This window comes from Paenirhizobium naphthalenivorans (assembly GCF_007992095.1).
In the GTDB taxonomy this organism is placed as follows: Bacteria; Pseudomonadota; Alphaproteobacteria; order Rhizobiales; family Rhizobiaceae; genus Allorhizobium; species Allorhizobium naphthalenivorans.
In genome coordinates, this window is record NZ_BJZP01000003.1 from 303,917 (window position 1) to 326,453 (window position 22,537).

At 62.3% G+C, this 22,537-nt stretch carries 22 protein-coding genes; 12 read left to right on the forward strand and 10 right to left on the reverse strand.

All coding sequences use genetic code 11. The features are described from left to right. Nucleotides 1-78: 78 nt before the first annotated feature. Complete coding sequence (locus tag RNA01_RS04900) at nucleotides 79-252, forward strand: DUF2735 domain-containing protein (protein ID WP_147178837.1); 174 nt, start codon at nucleotides 79-81, stop codon at nucleotides 250-252. Between the two features lie 25 nt (nucleotides 253-277). On the opposite strand, the gene alc is transcribed toward RNA01_RS04900, so the two are convergent. The 5 genes from alc to RNA01_RS04925 all read right to left on the reverse strand — a co-directional run bounded on the left by alc (nucleotide 278) and on the right by RNA01_RS04925 (nucleotide 4,827). Continuing rightward, complete coding sequence (gene alc, locus RNA01_RS04905) at nucleotides 278-1,300, reverse strand: allantoicase (RefSeq protein ID WP_147178838.1); 1,023 nt, start codon at nucleotides 1,298-1,300, stop codon at nucleotides 278-280. A gap of 1 nt (nucleotide 1,301) precedes the next feature. Next, nucleotides 1,302-1,802, reverse strand: coding sequence for a 2-oxo-4-hydroxy-4-carboxy-5-ureidoimidazoline decarboxylase (gene uraD, locus RNA01_RS04910; RefSeq protein ID WP_147178839.1), 501 nt, complete (start codon nucleotides 1,800-1,802; stop codon nucleotides 1,302-1,304). Nucleotide 1,803: 1 nt separating this feature from the next. Continuing rightward, on the reverse strand, nucleotides 1,804-2,727 hold the full coding sequence (puuE, locus tag RNA01_RS04915; protein ID WP_147178840.1) for an allantoinase PuuE: 924 nt from the start codon (nucleotides 2,725-2,727) through the stop codon (nucleotides 1,804-1,806). Nucleotides 2,728-2,838: 111 nt separating this feature from the next. Next, complete coding sequence (locus RNA01_RS04920) at nucleotides 2,839-3,546, reverse strand: DUF1045 domain-containing protein (protein WP_147178841.1); 708 nt, start codon at nucleotides 3,544-3,546, stop codon at nucleotides 2,839-2,841. A gap of 102 nt (nucleotides 3,547-3,648) precedes the next feature. Then, nucleotides 3,649-4,827 carry an NAD(P)/FAD-dependent oxidoreductase gene (locus RNA01_RS04925; RefSeq protein ID WP_147178842.1) on the reverse strand — a complete coding sequence of 393 codons (1,179 nt, stop codon included), beginning with the start codon at nucleotides 4,825-4,827 and terminating at the stop codon, nucleotides 3,649-3,651. On the opposite strand from RNA01_RS04925, the gene mnmC2 reads away from it, so the two are divergent. Beyond that, complete coding sequence (gene mnmC2 / locus RNA01_RS04930) at nucleotides 4,826-5,572, forward strand: tRNA (5-methylaminomethyl-2-thiouridine)(34)-methyltransferase MnmC2 (protein WP_174824536.1); 747 nt, start codon at nucleotides 4,826-4,828, stop codon at nucleotides 5,570-5,572. The genes RNA01_RS04925 and mnmC2 overlap by 2 nt on opposite strands. Here the strand turns inward: mnmC2 and RNA01_RS04935 are convergent. From RNA01_RS04935 to RNA01_RS04945, 3 genes are all read right to left on the reverse strand, one after another. Continuing rightward, nucleotides 5,546-9,646, reverse strand: coding sequence for a PAS-domain containing protein (locus RNA01_RS04935; protein ID WP_147178844.1), 4,101 nt, complete (start codon nucleotides 9,644-9,646; stop codon nucleotides 5,546-5,548). The two genes, mnmC2 and RNA01_RS04935, sit on opposite strands and share 27 nt — an antisense overlap. A 243-nt stretch (nucleotides 9,647-9,889) precedes the next feature. Further along, entirely contained in the window at nucleotides 9,890-10,462 is a 573-nt protein-coding gene (locus RNA01_RS04940; protein WP_147178845.1) for a cytochrome b/b6 domain-containing protein, read from the reverse strand. Further along, the gene (locus RNA01_RS04945; protein WP_147178846.1) at nucleotides 10,462-10,737 is read right to left on the reverse strand and encodes a PepSY domain-containing protein; all 276 of its coding nucleotides are present in this window, start codon (nucleotides 10,735-10,737) and stop codon (nucleotides 10,462-10,464) included. Before RNA01_RS04945 ends, RNA01_RS04940 begins: the two co-directional genes overlap by 1 nt. A 134-nt stretch (nucleotides 10,738-10,871) precedes the next feature. Here RNA01_RS04945 and RNA01_RS04950 point away from each other — a divergent pair, with 134 nt between their 5' ends. Genes RNA01_RS04950 through RNA01_RS04965 form a run of 4 tightly spaced genes read left to right on the forward strand, consistent with a single transcriptional unit; the run spans nucleotide 10,872 to nucleotide 14,216 of the window. Further along, on the forward strand, nucleotides 10,872-11,240 hold the full coding sequence (locus RNA01_RS04950) for a PepSY domain-containing protein (protein WP_210245728.1): 369 nt from the start codon (nucleotides 10,872-10,874) through the stop codon (nucleotides 11,238-11,240). Next, nucleotides 11,240-11,905: a response regulator transcription factor gene (locus RNA01_RS04955; RefSeq protein WP_147178877.1), complete on the forward strand. Its 666-nt coding sequence runs from the start codon at nucleotides 11,240-11,242 to the stop codon at nucleotides 11,903-11,905. The genes RNA01_RS04950 and RNA01_RS04955 overlap by 1 nt, the downstream gene beginning before the upstream one ends. Then, on the forward strand, nucleotides 11,902-13,248 hold the full coding sequence (locus tag RNA01_RS04960; RefSeq protein ID WP_147178847.1) for a sensor histidine kinase: 1,347 nt from the start codon (nucleotides 11,902-11,904) through the stop codon (nucleotides 13,246-13,248). Before RNA01_RS04955 ends, RNA01_RS04960 begins: the two co-directional genes overlap by 4 nt. Nucleotides 13,249-13,307: 59 nt before the next feature. Continuing rightward, nucleotides 13,308-14,216, forward strand: a complete 909-nt coding sequence (locus RNA01_RS04965; protein ID WP_147178848.1) for a purple acid phosphatase family protein — start codon at nucleotides 13,308-13,310, stop codon at nucleotides 14,214-14,216. 21 nt (nucleotides 14,217-14,237) lie between these two features. Here RNA01_RS04965 and RNA01_RS04970 read toward each other — a convergent pair whose 3' ends face one another. Further along, a complete protein-coding gene (locus RNA01_RS04970; protein ID WP_147178849.1) occupies nucleotides 14,238-15,359 on the reverse strand; it encodes a DNA alkylation repair protein in 1,122 nt (373 codons plus the stop codon). A gap of 7 nt (nucleotides 15,360-15,366) precedes the next feature. After that, complete coding sequence (locus RNA01_RS04975; protein WP_147178850.1) at nucleotides 15,367-15,666, reverse strand: hypothetical protein; 300 nt, start codon at nucleotides 15,664-15,666, stop codon at nucleotides 15,367-15,369. Nucleotides 15,667-15,764: 98 nt separating this feature from the next. Here RNA01_RS04975 and RNA01_RS04980 point away from each other — a divergent pair, with 98 nt between their 5' ends. The 6 genes from RNA01_RS04980 to RNA01_RS05005 all read left to right on the forward strand — a co-directional run bounded on the left by RNA01_RS04980 (nucleotide 15,765) and on the right by RNA01_RS05005 (nucleotide 22,420). After that, nucleotides 15,765-16,469 (forward strand): helix-turn-helix transcriptional regulator, encoded by a 705-nt coding sequence (locus RNA01_RS04980; protein ID WP_147178851.1) that lies wholly within the window; start codon nucleotides 15,765-15,767, stop codon nucleotides 16,467-16,469. 299 nt (nucleotides 16,470-16,768) lie between these two features. Next, complete coding sequence (locus tag RNA01_RS04985; protein ID WP_147178852.1) at nucleotides 16,769-18,160, forward strand: DEAD/DEAH box helicase; 1,392 nt, start codon at nucleotides 16,769-16,771, stop codon at nucleotides 18,158-18,160. Between the two features lie 496 nt (nucleotides 18,161-18,656). Then, nucleotides 18,657-20,066: a circularly permuted type 2 ATP-grasp protein gene (locus RNA01_RS04990; protein WP_170253358.1), complete on the forward strand. Its 1,410-nt coding sequence runs from the start codon at nucleotides 18,657-18,659 to the stop codon at nucleotides 20,064-20,066. A 7-nt stretch (nucleotides 20,067-20,073) separates the two neighbouring features. Then, complete coding sequence (locus RNA01_RS04995) at nucleotides 20,074-21,015, forward strand: alpha-E domain-containing protein (RefSeq protein WP_147178879.1); 942 nt, start codon at nucleotides 20,074-20,076, stop codon at nucleotides 21,013-21,015. A gap of 26 nt (nucleotides 21,016-21,041) precedes the next feature. Then, a complete protein-coding gene (locus tag RNA01_RS05000) occupies nucleotides 21,042-21,869 on the forward strand; it encodes a transglutaminase family protein (RefSeq protein ID WP_147178853.1) in 828 nt (275 codons plus the stop codon). Between the two features lie 101 nt (nucleotides 21,870-21,970). Continuing rightward, nucleotides 21,971-22,420 (forward strand): hypothetical protein, encoded by a 450-nt coding sequence (locus RNA01_RS05005; RefSeq protein WP_147178854.1) that lies wholly within the window; start codon nucleotides 21,971-21,973, stop codon nucleotides 22,418-22,420. Nucleotides 22,421-22,537 lie beyond the last annotated feature (117 nt).

Below are 22,537 nucleotides of genomic sequence, written 5' to 3' on the forward strand. Positions count from 1 at the left end.
CTTTTCCTGTGCGAACCTCTTAAGATCTGGTATAGTTCTCTCCCGGCTATCCGCCGATGAACAAAAAGAGGCAGTAGCATGACGACGAACATGGTTCGGGAATCGGCGAAGATCTTAGAGTTCCCGGTTCGAAATATTCAAAAGTTGAGAGAGATGCAGCAGCGCGAGCGTCCTGTCATCATCGAGAGCGGTTGCGGCAGCTGGTATCACCAAGAGGCCATCCGCGAGGCGGAAGAGGCGCCCAAGCAGTAAGCGCCTCCGCCGGTTTTTTTCAGCCTCAGGCCTTGATGCCGTAGAGGCGCAACCGCATGACGCCCCCGTCCGGATGCATGGCGAAGCGTACGTGCGTCACCGGGCCGACATCGGCGATGACCGGACCTGAGAACTCGTGCTTACGGTCCATCTCCAGCTTCTGACGCTCAAGGATCGGCTTCCAGCTTTCCGAGGCGGCAATATCGGCCTCGCTGAACGTGTCCCCGGCATCCGGCAGATAAGCGCCGAGCAGTTCGCAGGTGTCGGGATAGTTCCCCTTGAAGAAGTGCGTATCGACGATGACGCGCTTGATCAGCCCCGGATGACCGAGGCGGATGATCGCCCAGTCGTGTCCAGGGCCGCGCCGGCGCTTGGTCTCCCAGCCGTCGCCCATGTTGAGGCCGCGCCCCGGACCAAGCATCTTGTCGGGATGGCCAAAATGCGCATCCGACCAGGCCAGCGCCTTGGCACCGTGAAAAATATAGGCCAGATCGACTTCCTGTTCCTCGCCGACCTTCGACCAGTCGAAATAGGCCGCCCCATAAACGCGCAGCCGCGCGATCCCGCCATCGGGATAGATGTGCAGCCGAAGGTGGGTCCAGACCTTTTCGCGATCAGCATTCTCGAAGAAATGCTGGGCACCCGGTCCGAGCGGGGACTTGGGCAGGATCTCGGTCCATTCCGTCGCTTCGGTCGGATCGCCCTCGGCAACGAAAGCCGCCTCGATCAGGCAATATGGCGGGTAGTTGCCGGTGAAGAAGCGGGTGTCGACGTCGAAACCGAAGATCCGGCCCGGCATGGCAAGGCGGATCACCGACCAATCATGGCCGGCCACTCGTTTGCGCCGGCTTTCCCAGCCGTCCATGTACTTGCCGTTGTCGTCGTAGAGATCAGGATCGAAACTCGCCGGCTCATCGTTCAGCATGCGCGACAGCGGGGCGAAGAACTCGTCGGTCGCGAAAAGCCCCTTGGCGCCGAGCCGGGCGGAAGCGAGGTTGACGGCGCCCGCGGCGAATTCGGGCAGGACCACGGTGGATGTTTCAAGCATATCAGCGGTTCTCCGGTAGAAGGCTCTCGAGGCGAAGCCGGGCAATCTTCTCGACCTGCACACAAGCGGTCTCGAACTCGGTCTCACGACTGTTGTCGATCCGTCGCTCGAAAGCGGCAAGGATATCGTCTTTGGTCAGACCCTTCACCGCGATGATGAAGGGAAAACCGAATTTTTCGGTGTAGGCGGTATTGAGCCCGGTGAAACGCGCATGCTCTTCGGCCGAAAGCCGATCGAGGCCCGCGCCGGCCTGTTCGTTACGGCTATCCTCGGTCAGCTGACCGGCGATCGCCAGCTTGCCGGCGAGGTCCGGGTGGGCGCGCAACACGCCGAGACGTTCGTCGGCGGAAGCGGCCCTGAATTTTTCCGTCAGCGCCGCATGAACGCCGGACGCCGACAGCGGCTCTACGATTCGTCCGGCGTCATAGGCCCGCTCGGCGATGAAGGGCGAGTGTTCGAACACGCCGCCGAAGCGGGAAACAAAGTCTTCGCGCGTCATCATCTCAAACCGCATCCGGCTTGTGATGCTTGTACCAATGCTCGGCGATCTCGATGCGTTTCGGAATCCATACCTTCTCGTGGCTCGCCACATAATCGAGGAAACGCGCCAATGCGGCGGCCCGGCCCGGTCGTCCGACGAGGCGGCAGTGCAGACCGACCGACATCATCTTCGGGCTGCCGGCCTTGCCCTCCTCGTAGAGCACATCGAACGTGTCCTTGAGATAGGTGAAGAACTGGTCGCCGGAGTTGAAGCCTTGCGGCGTGGCAAAGCGCATGTCGTTGGCTTCAAGCGTGTACGGGATGATGAGGAACGGCTTGGCGTCCGGACCCTTGACCCAATAGGGCAGATCGTCGGCGTAACTGTCGGAGGAATAGAGGAAGCCGCCCTCCTCCATCACCAGCTTCAGCGTATTGCCGGACGGCTTGCCCTGGTACATGCCGAGCGGATGCGAGCCGGTCAGCTCCTTGTGCAACCGCACGGCCTCAAGGATATGCTTACGCTCCTCCTCCTCGGAAAAATCCTTGTACTCGAGCCAGCGATAGCCGTGGCTGGCGATCTCCCAGCCGGCCTCTTGCATCGCCGCGACCGCTTCCGGGTTTCGCGCCATGGCGAGCGTCACACCATAGACGGTGACCGGCATCTGGCGCGCGGTGAACATTCGCCACAGCCGCCAGAAGCCGGCGCGCGAGCCGTATTCGTAGATCGACTCGATATTGAGATTGCGCTGAGCCGGCCACGGCTGCGCGCCGACGATCTCGGACAACAGGCATTCGGAGGCCGGGTCGCTGTCGAGGATCGAGCTCTCGCCGCCCTCTTCATAATTGACGACGAACTGCACGGCGATACGGGAATCGCCTGGCCATTTCGGATCTGGAACATTGCGACCATAGCCGACGAGGTCGCGTGGATAGCTATTGTTGTGCATCAAATCACCCTGAAAACGGACGCCAGACGGTAAGCAGACCAGCGGCCGATGTCGAGATGCAAACACGCGTCTGCAACTTTACCTGTTGGCGGTGGCCACCTCAAAACGCCCTCAAGCGCTCCTCCGGGCGGCGACACGGCCCATAGGGTGCAGCGAATGGACCACGAATGGAGCGCCCGGCTCCTTCTCGACGAACAGCGCGAGATTGGCGATCTCGATCGGCTCGCAGAGCAGAGGAGCGAAATACCCGCTGAGAGCCGTTTCCAGCCGGCCGAAATCCCGCGACAGAAGCGGCGCGGTCAGTGTCATGTGGAAACGAAACTCATCCATCACATAAGGATGACCCCAGCGATGCAGGTTGGAGAATTGCGCCGCCGACAACCCGTCCGGATTGCGCCGTTCAATTTCCGCCTCACTGAGCGGCGCACGATAGCCGTCGAAATGCTGCACGATCTTGGCCGCGACGAAATCGAGCCCGGCGCAAGGCGCCTCCGGCACGAGACCGAAGAAATTTCCGATTCGGCCGACAACCAGCCGTGGAAGCACCAGCGGCTCAAGCGTCCCGGCAAAGCGCATCAACTCCCGCAGCAGACCGGCCTCGGTGCAGTCCCCGTTGAGGTGAAACGGCGCCTTGAGCGTCGCATGGAAACCATAACGGCGCGGCAGTGCGGTGTGGAAAGCGATCTCCTGGACTCCGAGACCGCGCACGGCCGGATGCTCAACCGATTCGCCGGAAAACACGCTGCGCCCAAGCCAACTCGCCGCAGCAAGCGTCAGCGGATCGCTGAAGGACGGCGTAAAGTGAATAGCATAGCGCATGCGGCACCTCGCTTCGAGGGGCGTCCATTTTAGCAATGGACGTTATATCGCAGCAGTTAGGTGATTTGCGTGACAATATGACGAAGGGAAACGGGGAAAATCTCACGCCTTGCGTGTAGCGACATCGATATGGCTCCGCAGGTGGAACCCCTCAGGCATTGCTATGGACCGCCCCTCCACGGCCGCGAGGGCCTCGTCGGCCAGACGGTGCGCCATGCCGAAACTGACCTTGAAGCCGCCGGTGAGCGCGATGACACGCGAATTGTCCGGATGCGGCCCGACCATCGGATCCCGGTCGATCGCCTTCGGCCGCAACCCCGCCCAGCGCTCAACAACTTCGGCCGAACGCAGAGCCGGCGCCAGCGCGCGAGCCCGTTCGACCAGATCCTCGACCTGCTGATCCGTCGAGAAAGGCTCCGCGAACTGACCCTCGCTGGTGCTGCCGATGGCGGTAAACCCGTCCTCATGTGGCACGACATAGAGGCCGTCGAGATAGAGAAGCGGCAGGTCGGCGTCAATGTCGGCTTTCAGAAGGGCCGCCTGCCCCTTGACCGGCTGTCCGAGCGGACACGGCAAGGCGGGACCGAGCGCTTCGAGCAAGGGGAAGGACTTGTAGCCCGCCGCGACGATGCAATGGCCGAAGGCGATACTGCCACCATCTACCAGCCGCGCCGTCCGCCCCTCGATCGACTCGACGCCACGGCCTTCGACAATTCGCACATGGCGAGAGCGGCGCAGACGCGCGACCAGCATCCCGGTCAGGCCTCGTGGGGAAATCCGTGCGGCAAATGTGTCGCGCACCAGTCCGGCGCCACAGGAACTGGCGACTGGCCAGGCGGGACCGAACGGTGAGGTATCGAGCGTTTCCCATAGAAAGGACCGCCCCCCGGCCCGCCAGTTGACCAGGGCCTCGCGCTCGTGCCGCTCGGCGATGGTCCGCAGATGCGGCTTGGGCAGAGGAATGAGCCGGCCGCAGCGACGATAACCGGCAGACAGCTCCGTCTCCGCCTCAAGTGCGCGCACCTCGTCTTCGAGCATCAAGAGAGAATCGAATTGATATTGTTTCTTGTCACTCCACTTGTCAGGCATGTGCGGCATCAGCGCGCCGAGCAGCCCCCCGCTTGCCCCCGACGCGAGCGCTCCCTCGTCGAGGATGAGTGTATCGATGCCAAGGCGGTCGGCCTTCAGCGCCGCCCACAGGCCCATGATGCCGCCGCCGGCGATCAATAGGGCAACGCGCGATTGACCGGCAAGCCCGCTCGCATTATCCGCTATGGCCATGGCCCATTCCACCTCAACATCCCCGACCTCGGCCGGCGCCCAGGAACTCACCTGGCGCGACGGCGATATGCCTTATTCGACCGCCTTTGACGATCATTTTTATTGTCAGACCGACGGCCGGCTCGAATGCGACCACGTTTTTCTCGCCGGCAACGGACTACCGGAGCGCTGGCTGCGCCCCGGCATCTTCCGCATCGGCGAACTGGGCTTCGGCACCGGCCTCAACGCCTGCGAGACCTGGCGACAATGGAAGGCCACGCGAACCGCGGGCGCAAACCTGCATTTCGTCTCCTTCGAGCTCTTTCCCATGCAAGCGGAGGAACTTTCACGGGCGCTGTCACGCTGGCCGCAGATCGATGCCGAGCGGAAGACACTCGTCGCGCGCTGGCCTGAGCATCCCGAAGGAACGGTCGATATAGAACTCGACCAACAGACGCGGCTGACCGTCCTGTGCGGCGACGCGCTCGCAAGCCTTTGCGCCAGCCCGCTTATCTTCGACGCCTGGTATCTCGACGGCTTCGCGCCCGCCCGCAATGCGGCCATGTGGTCGGCGGAATTGATGCAGCAGGTGTTCGACCACACAGCACCGGGTGGCAGTTTCGCCACCTATGCAGCAGCCGGTTTCGTCCGTCGCAACCTGACTGCGGCTGGCTACACCGTGGAGAGGCGCAAGGGTTTCGCGGGAAAACGGGAAATGCTCTGCGGCATCAAGCCCGCGTCAGATATCGCAGCCGAAGAACACTGAACCGTCGCGCAGGGAACGGCCCAGCCAGCGCTCGATCTTTTCCTCAAGCTGCTCGGGGCTGACCGGCTTCGACAGATAATCATCCATGCCGGCGGCCAGGCAGGCCTCCCGGTCGCTGTCGAGCGCGTGGGCGGTCACCCCGATGATCGGTACATGCCGCCCCTCGCCCTCAGCCTTCTCCGCCTCGCGAATGGTGCGCGCCGCCTGGTGGCCGTTGAGAATGGGCATCGAGATGTCCATGATGATAAGTCTGGGCTGGAGCGCACGCCAGGCCTCCACCGCCTCCCGGCCGTTCTCAACGATGTGCTGGGTCAGGTTGGTCGATTGCAGAATCTGGCGGAAGACGATCTGATTGACTTCATTGTCCTCAGCGATCAGCACGTCACAACCACTCGAGGCAGATGTGGGGCGCACCGGCGGTGCAGCCAACGCGCTGCCTGACGTTGCCGGAACAGCACGAGTGGAGGGTTGTTCCGGGTGGCTGTTCGCCGAGACGACACGCAAGGGCTTGCCAATCGCACCACGCGGCCACCCCAGCCGCACGGCCCGCACCACCTCGACAATGGTGCTGCGCAAAAGATTGGCGCGCGCCGGCTTCATCAGATGCGCCTGGACGTTCAGCTTCTCGAAGATCCGTTCGTCGCCAACCATGTCCATCGACGTGAGGAAAATCATGGCGATCGCCTCGAACCGATGATCGGCACGAATCATCCGTGCCACGTCGATCCCGTTCATCACCGGCATCTGGTAGTCGATGATCAGCGCATCGATGGAGACCCCGAGGCGATGGGCCTCGTCAAGTACGGCCATGGCCTCGTGACCGCTGTCGACGGCGACGCCGTCGAAACCCCAGAGCGCCAGTTGTTCGGTCAGTATCCGGCGATTGATGTCGTTGTCATCGATCACCAGAATGCGCGCGCCTTCGACATTCACCGGCAATGGTTGCGGCTTCTGTCGCTCGTTAGCCACGGCAAAAGGCATCCGCACGGTAAAGACCGACCCTTCGCCGACCCGACTGTCGACGTCTATGTGACCACCGAACAAGTTTACCAGGCCGGCGGTAATGGCAAGACCGAGTCCGGTGCCTTCATGCCGCCGCGTCGAGGACGTGTCGACCTGGGAGAATTTGTCGAAGATCGAGATGCGTTTGTCATCGGGAATGCCGATGCCGGTATCCTCGACCCGCATCGTCAGCATTACCTGTGGCCCGTCCAAGGGCGTGCCTGACAATTCGACCAGAACGTGCCCCTTCTCGGTGAACTTGATGGCATTGCCGAGCAGATTGGTAACGATCTGGCGGAAACGGCCGGGATCACCCGACACCATGTGCCGCACGGAGGCATCGGCGCGGACGATCAGCTCGATGTCTTTGTCAGCCGCCGAGGTCGACAGCAGCGTCGCCACGTCCTCGATCGCCTCCACTGGATCGAACGACACGTTACGAAGCTTGAGCTGTCCTGCATCGATCTTCGAGAAGTCGAGGATGTCGTTGATGATGGTCAAGAGCGCGTTGCCGGACTTGACGATGATGTCGACGAAGGTCTTCTGGCGCGTATCGAGCGCGGATTTCGCCAGCAATTCGGCCATGCCCAGCACACCGTTCATCGGGGTGCGGATCTCGTGGCTCATGTTGGCGAGGAATTCTGACTTGGCCTGGTCAGCCGCTTCGCTCCTGGCCAGAAGAACGGTCAGTTCCTCCTGGCGGCGCTTGAGATCGGTAACATCAGTGCACACGACCATCCAGTGTCCGTGGCCACTGGCGGTCGCTTCCATCTGGACCCAGGTCTGCTCGTTGCAGAGGAAGGTTGCCGAGAAACCGGTCATGGAATGGACCTTTTCCTGCCAATCCTCAAGCACCGTCATCGGGTCGGCGCCGAAATCGCCGCGTTTGGCGCAATAGGCGAAGCAGGCATGCCAGCTCTGTCCGGGCGCGAGCATTGCCTGTGGCACCGCGAGCATGCGGGCGAGCGACTCGTTGCTCTGGACGATGACGCCATCCTCGATCACCACGAGGCCCTGCGACATCACGCGGGTCGCGTCCTGCATGAACTGGCCGATGCGTTCAAGCTGCTCGCGCGCCTCGCTGATTTCCCGCTCCTGACGGCGCAGCTCGGTGAAGTCGGAATAGGTGATGAGGAATTTGTGATCGACGAGCGACGTCGTGGTGATCAGCACCTGCTTTCCGTCAGGGTAGACGAGCTCACGCTGCATCGTGCCTTCGAGCGCGCGCAGTTCGGTGATCCGTTCGTCAAGCCCGACGTCAAAATCTTTGCCACCTTCCCACACCCAACCACGGTCGTGATTCGTCCTGGCGTAATCCCCGAAAGTGGCCCCCTCGAGCGACCGTTCCACCGGCCACTCCCAGATCTCGCGGGTCTTGGGATTGGCGAATTCGATGACCAGATCCTCATTGAGGATGATGACGCCGACGGGCATGACGCGCAGGATGTTCTCAAGATCGGCATAGAGCTTCTGGGCTTGCGTCTGCGCCTCCATCAGCTCGCGTTCACGCGCCTTGAGAACAGACACGTCGGTGATCGATCCGACGAGATAGCGCTGTTGGCCCGGGGTAACGATACGGTTGAGCCGGGTGATCACGGAGTGGACCCGCCCTTTCGCCATCGGCAGTTCCTGGGACCGTTCGAGGGGTTCACCGGTCTCGAGAATATGCAGGTTGTCCTGCCGCAGCTGGTCGCCCATGTCCGGGAACATCTCGTCCTCCCGGAGCCCGTAAAATTGCTCGCAATTCTCGCCCTGCAAGTCCTCATAAGCGGCATTGGCGAAGATCAACCGACGCTCGCCGTCACGAATAAAGACCGGAACCGGCAGCTGCTCAATCGCCGTGCGATAGAGCACACTCTCCTGTTCCCGCTGGTGCAGGTCGGTGATGTCGGAATAGGTGATAAGAATCTTGCCGCTATCAAGCCGTTTGCTGCGGATGGCCAGGAGTCGCCCCGACCGGCTCTCGGCGCGAGAGGTCATTGTGTAATCGGGATTGTTGAACTGTGAGAGGCGCTGACTGAGAATCGTCTCGACGTCCTGCTCGTCAACACCCGAGCCGCCATGCCGACGGCTATAGGTCAGGAAATCGCGATAGTGCCATCCGGTCAGGTCTACCCGCTCGTTAGCCTCCAGCATGTCGTAGAATTCATCGTTGGCGTATTCGATCAGCAGATCCGCGCCAAGGATCAGCATGCCCACCGGCATCGACTTGAGCAGGCTCTCGACATGCCGATGCAGGCCTTCCGCCTCACCCTGTGCCTCGACCAACTGCGCTTCGCGGATCTTCAGCAGAGAAACATCGCTGATCGAACCCACCATGTAGTGATCACCGCTCGCCGTCTCTATCCGGCTGGTGCGCGAAATCACCGGCACCACAGTCCCGTCCGGCCGGAGGAAGAAATCCTCCTGCTCAGTCGCCACGCCCTCCTCCAGGGTACGACTGTTCTCGGCATAATATTCGTCGCCGCGATCGGGGAAGCACTCGCGCTCGGTCCGGCCGATCAGCCGCTCCTTGGCAAGGCCGACCATTTCGGCGAAGGCGCTGTTGACGAAAACCATCCGATGGTCAGCGTCGCGCACATAGGTCGCGACAGGCAGGTCCTCCAACGTGGCCTGGAAGAGCTCGTCGGTGCAGCATAGCGCCATGGGTTCAGGCACGATCACCGGCTGTTCGCATCGCGAGGGGTCTGCTTCGACCACCTCCGGCCGACTCGTTGCAGGTGGCGCCTCCTCGAACATGCCAAACACATAAATGGCGTCATCGTCGCCGAAGAATCGCTCGAGTCTGAGAGGATAACGCTCATGGCCACAGGGGCCGAAAATAGATGTCGTCTGCTCATCGCCGAAAACGACCACTTGTCGCTCGCGGTCATCGCGCGCGCAGTCCTCAAGCGGACCGAACAACTCGCGATCGGTTTTTCCAGCAAAAGCGTCGGGGCGCTCACGAAAGAAGGCGGCATAGGCGTCATTGACCGCCATATAACGCAGCTCGCTGTCCTTGATGAAGGCGGGCACCTCCAATTCAGCGATCTTTTCGCAAACAATATTGAGCAAATCGCCACCCGTATTCAAGAACCGAACTTCCGCTCCGAAAATGCTCTCGAATGGTAAATTCGAAGTAACTGGAGCCTGAGCATCCGCCGCGTGCCACGCCGATACTCTCCACGCATGATTGTGCACCGCTTGCCTTGCCCGAAGCCTTTCATGCTTGCCGCACGGTCTTCGGGTCACGCAAAGACCCCGGACGCGATCTGCCGCCCGGAGCCTTTTTCTCTCGACAGTTTTCGCGCTGAGGCGAGCCTCTAGACCACGTATTCACTGGCCGCGTTTGCGGCCGTTCAGCATTGCCCGCACGAGGTTTTCGCGGTGTTCCAGGCTCGCGAGCGCGACACCGGCGACATGCAGCGCGATGAGACCGAGCGTGACGTTCACAAGTGTCTTATGCGCATCTTCGACCCATTCGACACCCCAAAAGGCGTCGGTCGTCATCATGTAGCCGGTGGTCGCAATGCTGGCTATTGAGACCAGCAGCGCGATCACCATCGCGCCGCCCGCCGGATTATGGCCGAGATAGCGCTGGGCCCGCATTCGTGCAGTATCCGCGAGGAACTTCAAAACAGTTCCCGGATGGTAGATGAAATTCCTGAAGCGCGCATGTTCCGTACCGAACAGGCCCCAGATCACGCGGACGGTCAGCAGCCCGGCGATCAGATAACCCGAAACGATGTGAGCCGATTTCCATTCATCGCCAGTCAGGTATGAAAAGACGAAGAGCCCGACCAGCGACCAGTGAAAGATCCGCACGAGCGGATCCCACACCTTGACCCACTCCGTCCGCGTCGAGCGAACGGAGTGGGCGCCATGCAATTCCTGCGTGGCTTCAGACATCAATTATTCCCTTCAGAACCAACCTGCTCACCGGTTTCGGGGTTGAAGAGGACCTCAACCTTCTTGCCGGCCTTGAGGCCATAAACCTCATAGCAGCCATCCTCGACCTTCACCCGCCGCACTTCGAAGCCCATGCCGGCAGCCTTGGCCTTCAGCGCATCCTCGGTCATCCACTTGTCCTTCGGTACGTTGCCGCAGGCATTTTTGCTTTCTGCATAGGCGGTCGAACCGAGTGCTGCGGTAGCGAGAAGCGCGGTGAGAATGATCTTCTTCATAGAGCAAGTCCTTCGTCATTGCGGCCGGGCACCATGCCATCGACCGTTGACGCTGAACCTAGAACAGGCATGCTGAGCGATAACTGACAGCAAATGTCAGCGAAAAATCAGCTTTTTCGTGCTATGGCGCTATGATGAAAGCACTGTCCAGGCACACATCTCGCCGCGTGATGACAGCAGGATGCGCGCTGCTCCTGATGCTGGGCCAATGCTGGCCGTCATTCGCGGACGAAGCCGACGGCGATCGCGATCACCATTACACGGAAGCCGACGACGACCATGAGGCGGTCCGCAAGGCCGTCAATAGCGGGCAAGCCCGGTCTCTGGCCGAACTCAAGCGGATCGTCAGCCGACGGGTCCCCGGTGAAATCGTCTCTATCGAGCTCAACCGCGAAAACCAAACCCTTGTCTACGAATTCCGCATCCTGACCGCCAACGGCCACCTCGTCGAAGCCGAGGTCGATGCGGCAAGCGGCAGGATCCGTGAAATAGAGAATGAATGATGCGCTTGCTCCTGATCGAAGACGACCCGCTGATCGCCCGCGACGTCACGCACCACCTTGAGCGGGCGGGTTTTGTCGTCATGCATGAAAGCGATGGCGAAGCCGGATGGTACACCGGCGACGCCGAGGAATTCTCAGCAGTCGTACTCGACCTCGGTCTGCCAGGCATGGATGGACTGACCATCCTGAAACGCTGGCGCGCCGCCGGGCGGCAGGTGCCTGTGCTGATACTGACTGCGCGCGGCAACTGGCAGGAACGCGTCGAGGGTATTGATGCGGGCGCCGACGACTACCTGACCAAGCCGTTCCAGATGGCGGAACTGCTGGCGCGGCTGCGCGCCATCATCAGACGCAGCGTCGGACAGGCCAATCCAGTGCTTCAGGTCGGCGACATTGCCATCGACACGCGCACAAGTACCGTCAGCCGCGCCGGCGTGCCTGTTGACCTGACGCCGCTCGAATTCCGCTGCCTCGCCCACCTCGCACACAATCGCGACCGCAACGTCTCGCAACTGGAACTGACCGAGCAGCTCTATGCCCAAGACTTCGAGCGCGACAGCAATTCCGTCGAGGTCCTGATCGGCCGCCTGCGCAAGAAACTCGGCAAAGACACCATCTCGACGCGGCGTGGCTACGGCTATCGCATCGGCGGGGGCGACGAATGATGCGCTCCATCCGGGGCCGGTTCCTGATCGTCTCCGCCGCCAGCGTGTGCCTAGCCATGGTGCTGGCGGCATTCGTTTTCGTCTCCCTTTTCACCCGCGGGCTGGAGCGTCGTATCGATGACGAGCTGACCAGCCACATCAACCTGTTCGCCGGCACGCTGCGGCTTACGCCGGACGGCACGCTCGAACTGCCGGACCGGCCCGTCGACCACCGCTTTACCGAGCCCTATGGCGGTCTCTACTGGCAGGTGCAGGATGATCTGAAGGGACGTCAACTTCGCTCCCAGTCACTCTGGGACTATACGCTGCCCCTACCCGACGATGCCCAAGAGGCCAATGCCGTGCATCGCTACATACTGCCGGGACCAGAGGGCGCCGACCTGATCGTACAGGAGCGCAAGATCATAATCGCGGCACCGGAGGGACCGCGCCCGATCCGCGTCGCCGCCGCGATCGACGCGCGCGTGGTGAGCGAGGCGCGGACCGGGTACACGCTGGATATCATTCCGTTCATGGCCGTTCTGGCCGCGTTTCTCGTCGCCGCGTCGCTGGCGCAGCTGACCTTCGGCCTGCGCCCCGTTTCGTCGGTCAGCGAGGGCCTGAACCGCATTCGGGAACGCAAGGCCGAACGGCTGAACGGTCGCTATCCAAAGGAATTGCAGGGCGTCGTCGATGCCGTGAACAGCCTGCTCGACGCCCAGTCCGAAATCCTGCAGAAAGCGCGCACCCGCTCGGCCGATCTTGCCCACGGCCTCAAGACACCGCTGACAGTGATGGCAAACGACGCGCAGACGCTCAAGGAGCGGGGGCAGACCGACATTGCCGATGAGCTTGCTCACCTGGTCTCGGTCATGCAGGCCCATGTCGAGCGCGAACTGGCACGCAGCCGCATCGCTGCTACCGCAGAGCTTCGCGCCTCCGACGCCGACATCGGCCTCGCCGTTGATCGTATCGTCCGGACCCTCAGGCGCACGCCAAAAGGCGAAGAACTGGTCTGGACAGTGGATGTTCCGCCGGACGTGACGGTCGAAGTCGATCCGCACGACCTGGAGGAATTGCTCGGCAACATCCTAGATAATGCCGTGAAGTGGGCGCGCTCCAATATCAATGTCACCGTCCGCAAAGGGCCGGATCGCACGCGCATGGTCATTGAGGACGACGGCCCCGGTGCAGATCCGGCTGGGATCAAGCGGATGACGGAGCGCGGCATCCGGCTTGACAGCCAGACGCCCGGCACAGGAATCGGCCTTGCCATCGTCAGCGATATCGCGTCCGTCTACGATCTCGGCATCGAGATCGCGAATCGCGAGACCGGCGGATTGAAGGTCAGCGTCTCATTCTAGCGCGCGACTTGAGTCGGGGGCCTCGGGTCGACGGCTCCACAGATCGAGAAGGACAAACCATGTTTCAGACCCGCCGCTCCCTCCTCCAGCGAGCCCTCGCCTCCCTGGTGTTCGGCGTCGCCGGGACGGGCAAGGCCACGGCGGCGAACGGGTTTTCCTTCCTTGTCGTCGGTGACTGGGGCGATGGTGGATCCCACAGAACGGCGAGCGCCGTGGCCGATGCCATGGGGCGCATCGGCGAGCGCCATGGAATTTCCTTTGTCATTTCGACCGGCGACAACTTTTATGAAAGAGGCGTCGAGAACACGTCCGACAGAAAATGGCAGACGAGTTTCGAGAATGTCTATGTCGCGCCGTCGTTGCAGGTCCCCTGGTATGCGGTACTGGGCAATCACGACTACATCGGCAACATTTCAGCCCAGATAGAATATTCGAGGAAAAACCGACGCTGGACCATGCCGGACCGCTATTTCGCAGTCAGCAAACATATCGGCTCCTGCCGAGCTGACATGTATTTTCTCGACACGCAGCGCATGAAGGGCACAACCGTGGCCGAGATGCTGTTCCACGAGGACGCGACGAAGCAGTTGGAATGGCTCGAGCGCGCGCTTGCCGCCAGCCGGGCGGAGTGGAAGATCGTCGTTGGCCATCACCCCATCTTCTCCGGGGGCCTGCATGGCGACAACAAATACCTCGGCGAGTATCTGAAGCCTATCCTCGATCGCTATGGCGTCGACATGTACCTCTGCGGCCACGATCATGATCTTGAAGCACTGCGGTCCGGGGAGGTGAACTATTTCGTGTCGGGCAGCGGCAGCCGCAGCCGTCATCCCAAGCCTCACCCGAAGAGCCTGTTCGCATCCGAAACCCCGGGGTTCCTGCTGGTTCAATTGACCACCAAGGGGGGGACCGCATCCTTCTTCGACAAGGATGCCATCCTGCTCTATCGCCAACCGCTGAAGATCTGACGCCGACCGGCGGCGTCTCCTTCACGGGCCATCTCGCACAGGTGTCGGGGCGGCCAGCACGAACGTCTCGCTGGCGAGGCTTACGCCATTCACCAGGATCTCCAGACCGTGCTCGCCCGGATAGTAGACCCGAGTGGTGATCGGCCGAAAGGCATGGCGCCTGCCGATGGTCACGCCCTCGCCAGGCGGCAGGGTCAGGCTGGTGCCTTTGAACACCTTGGGACGCAGGCTGCCATCCTTCATGCGGTGGTGGATGGCATAGTCGAGCATGACCTGTTGCGGCACAGGCGCCGCGTTGCTCAGCCGGACGCGGAACGTGAGTTGGCCCGGAAAGTCGACCTCGGCCTTGTCCAGCGACAGGTCTGCGGCCACGCCGTCGAGCGGCTGAAAGCCGAAATTCGCCAGCGCTGCCGCGTGCCCCTTCTTGAGCAGCGTCCGGGAGGCATGTTTCAGCAACCAAAGCCGTTCCGGCGTTGCGCCCGGGCGATGCGATGCGACGAAACCAGCGACCAGGTCCGGATGATCCTTGGCGATATCGTTGAGGCTGTTGGCCACCGAGCGGCGTACATAGTCTTCCTGATCGTCGATCAACGCGCTCAGGATCGGCAGGATCGGCGCCGGATCGCGCACCAATGCCGGCAGGCGCATGGCCCAAGGCAGGCGCGGACGCGTACCCTCGCTGGCCAGCCGCCGGACATGGTGGTTCGGATCGCCTATCCAGCCGGAGATTACGGAAAGGGCGAGCGCCTGCTCCCGATGGATGAGGGGACGGATGCCGAATTCGCCGGTGAAATGCGGCGTCAGCGCCTTCAGGAGATCGAGAGCCAGCTCGACATGGTCGAGACCATGGACTGCAATGTACTGGTTGAACGACAGGAGCGCCCAGCCAGTTAGACCACCTCGCTCGCCTTGCGGCAGGCAGGCCCGGAGGATCGGCGCAGCCTTGGCGAAATCCTGCGGCAGGATGTTTCGCAGGGCATCGGCGATCAATTGCCCGCGCTGCATCAACTCCAGCGCCTCAAGGCTCGGCAACACGGCCGCGAGGAACTCCCTCTCGGCAAACGTCGGCCAGGCCCGCGACACGGCGCTTGCCGTGTCGCGGGCGGTCTGCGGGCCGATCAGGTGTTTCAGCGGTTCGGCCATGATCCTCTCAGATCGCCTGACGGGTTTCGAAGTGTTGCATCAGCGATACCGCGCTGATCGCCGCCATGTAAGGGGCGAAGACGGGATCGCGACCAACCTTTTCCGCTGCGGCATCGGCCGCGGCCCTGTCCTGCCACTCGACGAGGTCGGTGATCATGTCGCCCCGTTCCAATGCCGTCAGCGCTCGCCAGCTGACGAAACCGGGATAGTGCCGGACCGCCTGCATGGCAGCGAGGCGGGCCGCCTCCGCCGCAGGCTTGTCGGCAACGGTGCAGACGGCGATTTCGAGCACGGTGTTCTTGGTCATGAAAAACTTCCTCGTTTGTCGATCGTTTATCGATACGCTTGACCTAGCACAGGCCAACTGACAGCCTTATGGCCATAACCTTTTGTCGAAAGCCCCTGATGCGTCCCGCAGATCGCCTTTTCCGGATCATACAGCTGATGCGCGCCACGGGCCGCGCCATGACCGCCGCCGAGATCGCCGCGCGGATGGAGGTCGCGCCGCGCACCATCTATCGCGACATGGAGCACCTGATCGCCTCAGGCGCACCGATCGAGGGAGAGCGCGGCGTCGGTTACCTGCTGCGCGAGGCCTTCGACGCGCCGCCACTGACCTTCACCTTCGAGCAATTGGAGGCGCTCGCCTTCGGTCTACGGGCCGTGGAGATGCTTGGCGATCCGCGTCTCGGCCAAGCAGCACGGGAAGCGAAGGACAAGATGCGCGCACTTCTACCGCCGGAACACGCGGCGCGGCTGGCCAGCGCGCCGATCCACGCCTTCCGAGCCGCAAGCCAGCCCGAGCCGCCCGAATGCCTCGGTGACGTGCGAACCGCGCTCTCGGTCCGGCGAAAGGTCTGGATCTCCTACAACTCACTGGCCGGTGAGCAGAGCCAGCGAACCGTCTGGCCACTCGGCCTCAGTGCCTTCGGCGCCATCTGGGTGGCCACCACCTGGTGCGAAACACGCAATGACTTCCGCGACTTCCGCCTCGACCGCATCGAAGACTGGAAGGTCCTTTCAGAACGGTTCGAGCCGGACCAGCATCAGACCTATGCGGCCTATCTGGCGGGCCTGCAGGCGAGCTGGTCGAGCAGCGCAACGCGTTAGCCGCGCCCGGTCTTTTGCCGCAACGCAAAAACATTTCCTTGACTTTCCAAGCCGAAAGGCCCATCTGCAGATCAGCTTTCACCTTCCGGCCGCCGCGTGAGCGCGCCCAGCGACAAGACAGACGCGAAGAAGGATCTAAAGCGCACGACAAACCGTTGCTTGATGCAACACCGCGCTGGAAAGCTTTTTTCCAACTTACAAGTTCCCAATTCACGCGGGGTTCTTGACGCTACGAGACAGGCAAAATCGCAAGGTGCGGTTTCGCCGGATGTCGCGTGGCGCCCCGAAAGGTATTAGAATTGACCAACTTTCGTGATCTCGGCCTGTCCGAGAACATTGCCGCCACCGTTTCCGCCCTCGGTTATGAAACCCCGACCCCGATCCAGCTGAAGGGTATCCCGGTGGTTCTCTCCGGCCGCGACCTGATCGGCCTTGCCCAGACCGGCACCGGCAAGACAGCGGCCTTCGGCCTGCCGCTGATCGAGATGCTTCTCGCCAAGCCGACCCGTCCGGACAATCGCACCACGCGCACCCTGATCCTCGCCCCGACCCGCGAACTGGTCAACCAGATCGGCGACAACCTGCGCTCGTTCCTCAAGAAGACTCCGTTGCGGATCAACCAGGTCGTCGGCGGCGCCTCGATCGGCAAGCAGCAGCTCCAGCTGGAAAAGGGCACCGACATCCTCGTCGCCACCCCTGGCCGCCTGCTCGACCTGATCGCCCGTAACGCCATCTCGCTGCGTGCCGTCAGTTATCTCGTCCTCGACGAGGCCGACCAGATGCTCGACCTCGGCTTCATCCACGACCTACGCAAGATTTCCAAGATGGTTCCGGCCAAGCGCCAGACCCTGCTGTTCTCGGCCACCATGCCGAAGACCATCGCCGATCTCGCCGCCAGCTTCCTGACCGATCCGGTCAAGGTTGAAGTCTCGCCTCCCGGCAAGGCCGCCGACAAGGTCGAGCAGTATGTGCACTTCGTCGCCGGTCAGAACGCCAAGACGGAGATGCTGAAGAAGATCCTGACGGACAATCCGGACGGCCGCTCCATCGTCTTCCTGCGCACCAAGCACGGCGCCGAAAAGCTGATGAAGCATCTCGACGTCACCGGCTTCTCGGTCGCCTCGATCCATGGCAACAAGAGCCAGGGCCAGCGCGAGCGAGCGCTCAAGGGCTTCCGTGACGGCGAGATCCGCACGCTGATCGCCACCGACGTCGCCGCCCGAGGCATCGACATTCCGGCCGTCAGCCACGTCTTCAACTACGACCTGCCGGAAGTGCCGGACGCCTATGTTCATCGCATCGGCCGTACCGCCCGCGCCGGCCGAGACGGTATCGCAATCGCCTTTTGCGGTCCCGACGAAGGCCGCCTTCTGCGCGACGTCGAACGCCTCATGGGCATCGACATCCCGGTGGCAAGCGGCGAAGCGCCGGCAAACCTCAACCGCCCGGCCCGCCCGCAGCGTCGTGGCGGCGGTGGCGGTGCCCCCGGCGGCAACAACCGCAACCATCAGGGCCGTGCCAAGCATGACGGCGAAAGCCGCTCGGCCGGCGAAGGACGTCCCGCCGGCAAGCCCGGCCATCGCAAGGGCAATGGCGGCGCAGGCCGTCCGGCCGGCGCCCATGCCGGCCAGGGCAAGCCCGGTGGCCGCCCGGCCGGCGGCCAGCAACGCAACCGCCGTCGCGAAGCCTGATCGGCACGCAACGAGCCAGACACTGATTGGAGATGGCGCGGCTTAGGCCGCGCCATTTTCGTTTGGGCCGAACTCAGTCGCCCTTCGCGGCGGTCCTGCGATGGCCACGGGAGGCATCCGATAAAGCCGCCTCCCGGGCGGCCGGAGCGCGCCCTCCCGATCGCGCTTGCCCGGCGGCGGCACAAGGACACGTCAAAGGCGTTTTCCTTCCGCAGTCGATCGATTCCTTTGCGCTGGAGTGCCTGAAAACTTTTTTTCGCAAAGAGCATGGCTATATTTTAGGCAACCGGCAGAAGCCCGATCGGCCAAAGAGCGGACATTCGTCAATACACGCGACTGCGAATGGTCAAGCCGCCGGACACAAAGCAAGAAAATGGCGCAAATGTAGGCTCATGCCACTTTTTCGCGCCTCTCAATTTCTGCATCGAAGACCCCGCACGCTTCTTGCATTGGTCAATGGGTTGTATTCAAATGGCAAAAAAAGGGGATGGCGCCGTTGGCATTTGATGAAATGAGAGATGCGGACAACAGTCCGCGAGTGCCCTACCAGAACTACCATGACTGGTATTCCAACCAGGACCCAGCCAGGCTGCTTGCCAAGTCGAGAGACGCGGAAAACATCTTTCGCAAGACGGGCATCACCTTCGCCGTCTACGGCCATGCGGACTCCTCCGAAAAGCTCATTCCCTTCGACATCATCCCGCGCATTATCTCCGGCCGCGAATGGCGCCGCCTCGCTCAGGGCATAGAGCAGCGCGTGCTGGCGCTCAACGCCTTCCTTGACGACATCTATCACAAGCAGGAGATCATCAAGGCCGGCCGCATCCCGCGCCAGCTGATCGAAAACAACGATGCCTTCCTGCCGGAAATGATCGGCTTCCGGCCCCCGGGTGGCGTCTACACCCATATCGTCGGCACGGACATCGTGCGCACAGGTGAGGACCAGTTCTACGTTCTGGAGGACAATGCCCGCACGCCGTCGGGCGTCTCCTACATGCTGGAGAACCGCGAAACGATGATGCAGATGTTCCCGGAACTCTTCCAGGTGAACAAGGTGCAGAGGGTCGAGGACTACCCCTATCTGCTGCGTCAATCGTTGGCATCGCTCGCCCCTCCGGGCTGCAAGGGAAAGCCGCGGGTGGCCGTGTTGACACCCGGCATCTATAATTCAGCCTATTACGAGCATTCCTTCCTCGCCGACATGATGGGCGTCGAACTGGTCGAGGGCTCCGACCTGCGCGTCATCGACGGCAAGGTGAAGATGCGCACCACGCGCGGCTATGAGGCGATCGACGTGCTCTACCGCCGCGTCGACGACGACTTCCTGGATCCGTTGACCTTCCGGCCCGATTCGGCGCTCGGCGTGCCCGGCATCATGGATGTCTATCGCGCCGGCAATATCACCATCGCCAACGCCCCCGGCACCGGCATCTCCGACGACAAGGCGATTTACTCCTACATGCCGGAAATCGTCGAATTCTACACCGGCCGCAAGGCGCTCCTGGAGAACGTACCGACCTGGCGCTGCTCCGAACCGGACAGCCTGAAATACGTGCTCGAACATCTCGAGGAACTGGTGGTCAAGGAAGTCCACGGCTCGGGCGGTTACGGCATGCTGGTCGGCCCGGCTGCCTCGAAGAAGGAGCGGGCCGCCTTCGCTGAGAAACTGAAGGCCCGTCCGGGCAATTACATCGCCCAGCCGACACTGTCGCTCTCCACAGTCCCGGTTCTGGTCAACAAGGGGATCGCACCCCGCCATGTCGACCTTCGCCCTTATGTCCTCGTTTCCGACAAGGTGCAGATCATCCCCGGTGGCTTGACCCGCGTGGCCCTCAAGCAGGGCTCGCTCGTGGTCAATTCCAGCCAGGGCGGCGGCACCAAGGATACATGGGTACTGGAGGACTGACATGGTCATGCTCGGAAGAACGGCCAACGGCCTCTACTGGATGTTCCGCTATATCGAGCGGGCCGAGAACATTGCCCGCCTGGTCGACGCGGGGCTGAGAATGTCGCTGACGCGCAGCGGCGCCAGCGACGACGACTGGGCGGCGGTGCTTTTGAGCGCCGACGTGCGCGAGGGTTTCGACGCAAGCCACGCCAAGGTCACCGCCGCCGACGCGATCGACTTCCTGCTGCGTGACACCGCCAACCCGTCAAGCGTCATGTCGTGCATCGAGGCGGCGCGCAACAATGCCCGCATGGTGCGTACGGCGCTGACGAGAGAGACCTGGGAGGCGACCAACGAGTGCTGGATCGACCTCAAGCAAATGCTCGCCCGCAGGCTGAAATCGGCCGACCTGCCGGAGGTGATCGACACGGTGAAGCGCCGGGCCGGCCTGATCCGGGGCGCGTTCCACGGCTCCATGCTCAGGAACGAGATCTACAATTTCGCCCGGATCGGCACATTCATCGAGCGCGCCGACAACACCAGCCGCATTCTCGACGTGAAATACTACGTGCTTTTGCCGGCGATCACCCATGTCGGTTCGTCGCTCGACAACATGCAGTGGGAATCGATCCTGCGCTCGGTCTCGGCCCACCGCTCCTATCGCTGGGTCTACGACGGCGACTACCGCGCCGCCAACATCGCCGATTTCCTGATCCTCAACGGTCAGATGCCGCGCTCGCTCGCCTACTCCTATGACAAGATCGCCAGCAATCTCGGCTACATCGCCAAGGACTACGGCGAGCGCCTGGCGGCTCACGACACCGCCGACGATATGCGCACGACACTGCAATCGACAACAATCGGCACGATCATGGACCAGGGACTGCACGAGTTTCTCGACAGCTTCATCGCCCGCAACAACCGGCTCGGCCAGGAAATCACCGAGGGCTACCGCTTCTACAGCTGAGGCATGCCGGGAATGGACAAGAGATCATGCGCTTGAAGATCACCCATACCACCCTTTACCGCTACGAAGCACCGGTCCTCTATTCACTGCAACGGCTCCGGCTGACGCCGCCGACCTGCGCGTTGCAGCATGTGGAGAGCTGGCATATCACCGTCGATGGCGCCACCGTCGAAGCGGGCTACAACGACCAGTTCGGCAATCATGTCCACCTGGTCTCGACCGAGGGTGAGGCCCACGAAGTGCGCATCGAGGCCTGCGGCGAGGTGGTGACGCAAGACAATGCCGGCGTTTTCGGTCCCCATGTCGGCTTTTGCCCGCTGTGGCTGTTCCTGCGTGACACGCCGCGCACCAAGGCTGGAAAGCTGACCCGAGAACTGGTCAAGAGCATCACCGCCCCCGAACCGCTCACCCAGATGCATGACCTGATGGAGACGATCCACCAGGAGATCGCCTATCTTCCCGGACGCACCGACGCCGAGACCACAGCCGAACAGGCGCTGGAAACCGCCCAGGGCGTGTGCCAGGACCATGCCCATGTGATGATCGCCGCGGCCCGCTGCATGGGCGTGCCGGCGCGCTATGTTTCCGGCTACCTGAAAATGGACGAGGCGATCGCGCAGGCCGCGACGCACGCCTGGGCGGAAGTCCACCTGCCCGGCCTGGGCTGGGTCGGCTTCGACGCGGCCAACAATCACTGCCCGGATGCGCGCTACGTGCGGCTGGCGACCGGCCTCTGCTATGCCGATGCCGCACCGGTTTCCGGCATGCGAATCGGACCGGCCGGAGAGGACCTCGACGTCAGCGTGGTGGTCGACGAAGCAAAGAGCCAGTCCCAGAGCCAGAGCCAGAGCTGAGGCACCCCGCCCGCCCTTGCATTCCGCCCCCCGGTGCCCATCGCAAGCCCGGCGCCACCTTGCCGTGCTGTCATCATCGGCAGCCAGAGGAGAGGCGGCGGATGCTGTTTGGAAAATCGCTCTTTCAGTCGGTGGTCGAACGGCTTGCCGAAGAGGCCGAGGAAGTGGATGACGTTCCGGTCGGAGCGGGCTACCGCGTCTCCGGCCTGTCGAGTGGCTTTGTCGCCGAGAGCGTCGCTTCGACCCACGCGGAGAGCTTTCGCCTCGATGCCTATCTCGCCATGATGCCAGAAACGGTGACACAGCAAACACCCGGGCGCGCGGCGGCGCCGGCCATGCCAAAGCATCTGGCGCGGCTGACAATCGAGGAAATCGCCGAGGATCTCGACCTGAGGGCGGACGACAATCGGGAAACGCTGACCGAAAAGCGCCGCGCCTTCGCTCGTCTCAACCACCCCGATGGTCAGCCCGCTCCCTTCCGCGGCCCCGCGACGACGCGCATGAAGATCGCCAATCTTCTGGTCGACGAGGCGATCCGCACGCTCGGTTAAGCGCGGCGCCTCTTTTCAGACCGGCCAGGGACGATATGACACTTTGAAAGTCGAGCATCATTCTCGATGAAAAGTGATTGTGTTCTTCTGGCTGCTGCGCCGGCCCCAAGCGCGCGC

Excerpts from the sequence above, each read along its gene's own strand:
- RNA01_RS04900 (WP_147178837.1), top strand. The coding sequence starts at position 79 with ATGACGACGAACATGGTTCGGGAATCGGCGAAGATCTTAGAGTTCCCG.
- alc (WP_147178838.1), bottom strand. The coding sequence starts at position 1,300 with ATGCTTGAAACATCCACCGTGGTCCTGCCCGAATTCGCCGCGGGCGCC.
- uraD (WP_147178839.1), bottom strand. The coding sequence starts at position 1,802 with ATGATGACGCGCGAAGACTTTGTTTCCCGCTTCGGCGGCGTGTTCGAA.
- puuE (WP_147178840.1), bottom strand. The coding sequence starts at position 2,727 with ATGCACAACAATAGCTATCCACGCGACCTCGTCGGCTATGGTCGCAAT.
- RNA01_RS04920 (WP_147178841.1), bottom strand. The coding sequence starts at position 3,546 with ATGCGCTATGCTATTCACTTTACGCCGTCCTTCAGCGATCCGCTGACG.
- mnmC2 (WP_174824536.1), top strand. The coding sequence starts at position 4,826 with ATGGCCCATTCCACCTCAACATCCCCGACCTCGGCCGGCGCCCAGGAA.
- RNA01_RS04925 (WP_147178842.1), bottom strand. The coding sequence starts at position 4,827 with ATGGCCATAGCGGATAATGCGAGCGGGCTTGCCGGTCAATCGCGCGTT.
- RNA01_RS04940 (WP_147178845.1), bottom strand. The coding sequence starts at position 10,462 with ATGTCTGAAGCCACGCAGGAATTGCATGGCGCCCACTCCGTTCGCTCG.
- RNA01_RS04945 (WP_147178846.1), bottom strand. The coding sequence starts at position 10,737 with ATGAAGAAGATCATTCTCACCGCGCTTCTCGCTACCGCAGCACTCGGT.
- RNA01_RS04950 (WP_210245728.1), top strand. The coding sequence starts at position 10,872 with ATGAAAGCACTGTCCAGGCACACATCTCGCCGCGTGATGACAGCAGGA.
- RNA01_RS04955 (WP_147178877.1), top strand. The coding sequence starts at position 11,240 with ATGCGCTTGCTCCTGATCGAAGACGACCCGCTGATCGCCCGCGACGTC.
- RNA01_RS04960 (WP_147178847.1), top strand. The coding sequence starts at position 11,902 with ATGATGCGCTCCATCCGGGGCCGGTTCCTGATCGTCTCCGCCGCCAGC.
- RNA01_RS04965 (WP_147178848.1), top strand. The coding sequence starts at position 13,308 with ATGTTTCAGACCCGCCGCTCCCTCCTCCAGCGAGCCCTCGCCTCCCTG.
- RNA01_RS04970 (WP_147178849.1), bottom strand. The coding sequence starts at position 15,359 with ATGGCCGAACCGCTGAAACACCTGATCGGCCCGCAGACCGCCCGCGAC.
- RNA01_RS04975 (WP_147178850.1), bottom strand. The coding sequence starts at position 15,666 with ATGACCAAGAACACCGTGCTCGAAATCGCCGTCTGCACCGTTGCCGAC.
- RNA01_RS04980 (WP_147178851.1), top strand. The coding sequence starts at position 15,765 with ATGCGTCCCGCAGATCGCCTTTTCCGGATCATACAGCTGATGCGCGCC.
- RNA01_RS04995 (WP_147178879.1), top strand. The coding sequence starts at position 20,074 with ATGCTCGGAAGAACGGCCAACGGCCTCTACTGGATGTTCCGCTATATC.
- RNA01_RS05000 (WP_147178853.1), top strand. The coding sequence starts at position 21,042 with ATGCGCTTGAAGATCACCCATACCACCCTTTACCGCTACGAAGCACCG.
- RNA01_RS05005 (WP_147178854.1), top strand. The coding sequence starts at position 21,971 with ATGCTGTTTGGAAAATCGCTCTTTCAGTCGGTGGTCGAACGGCTTGCC.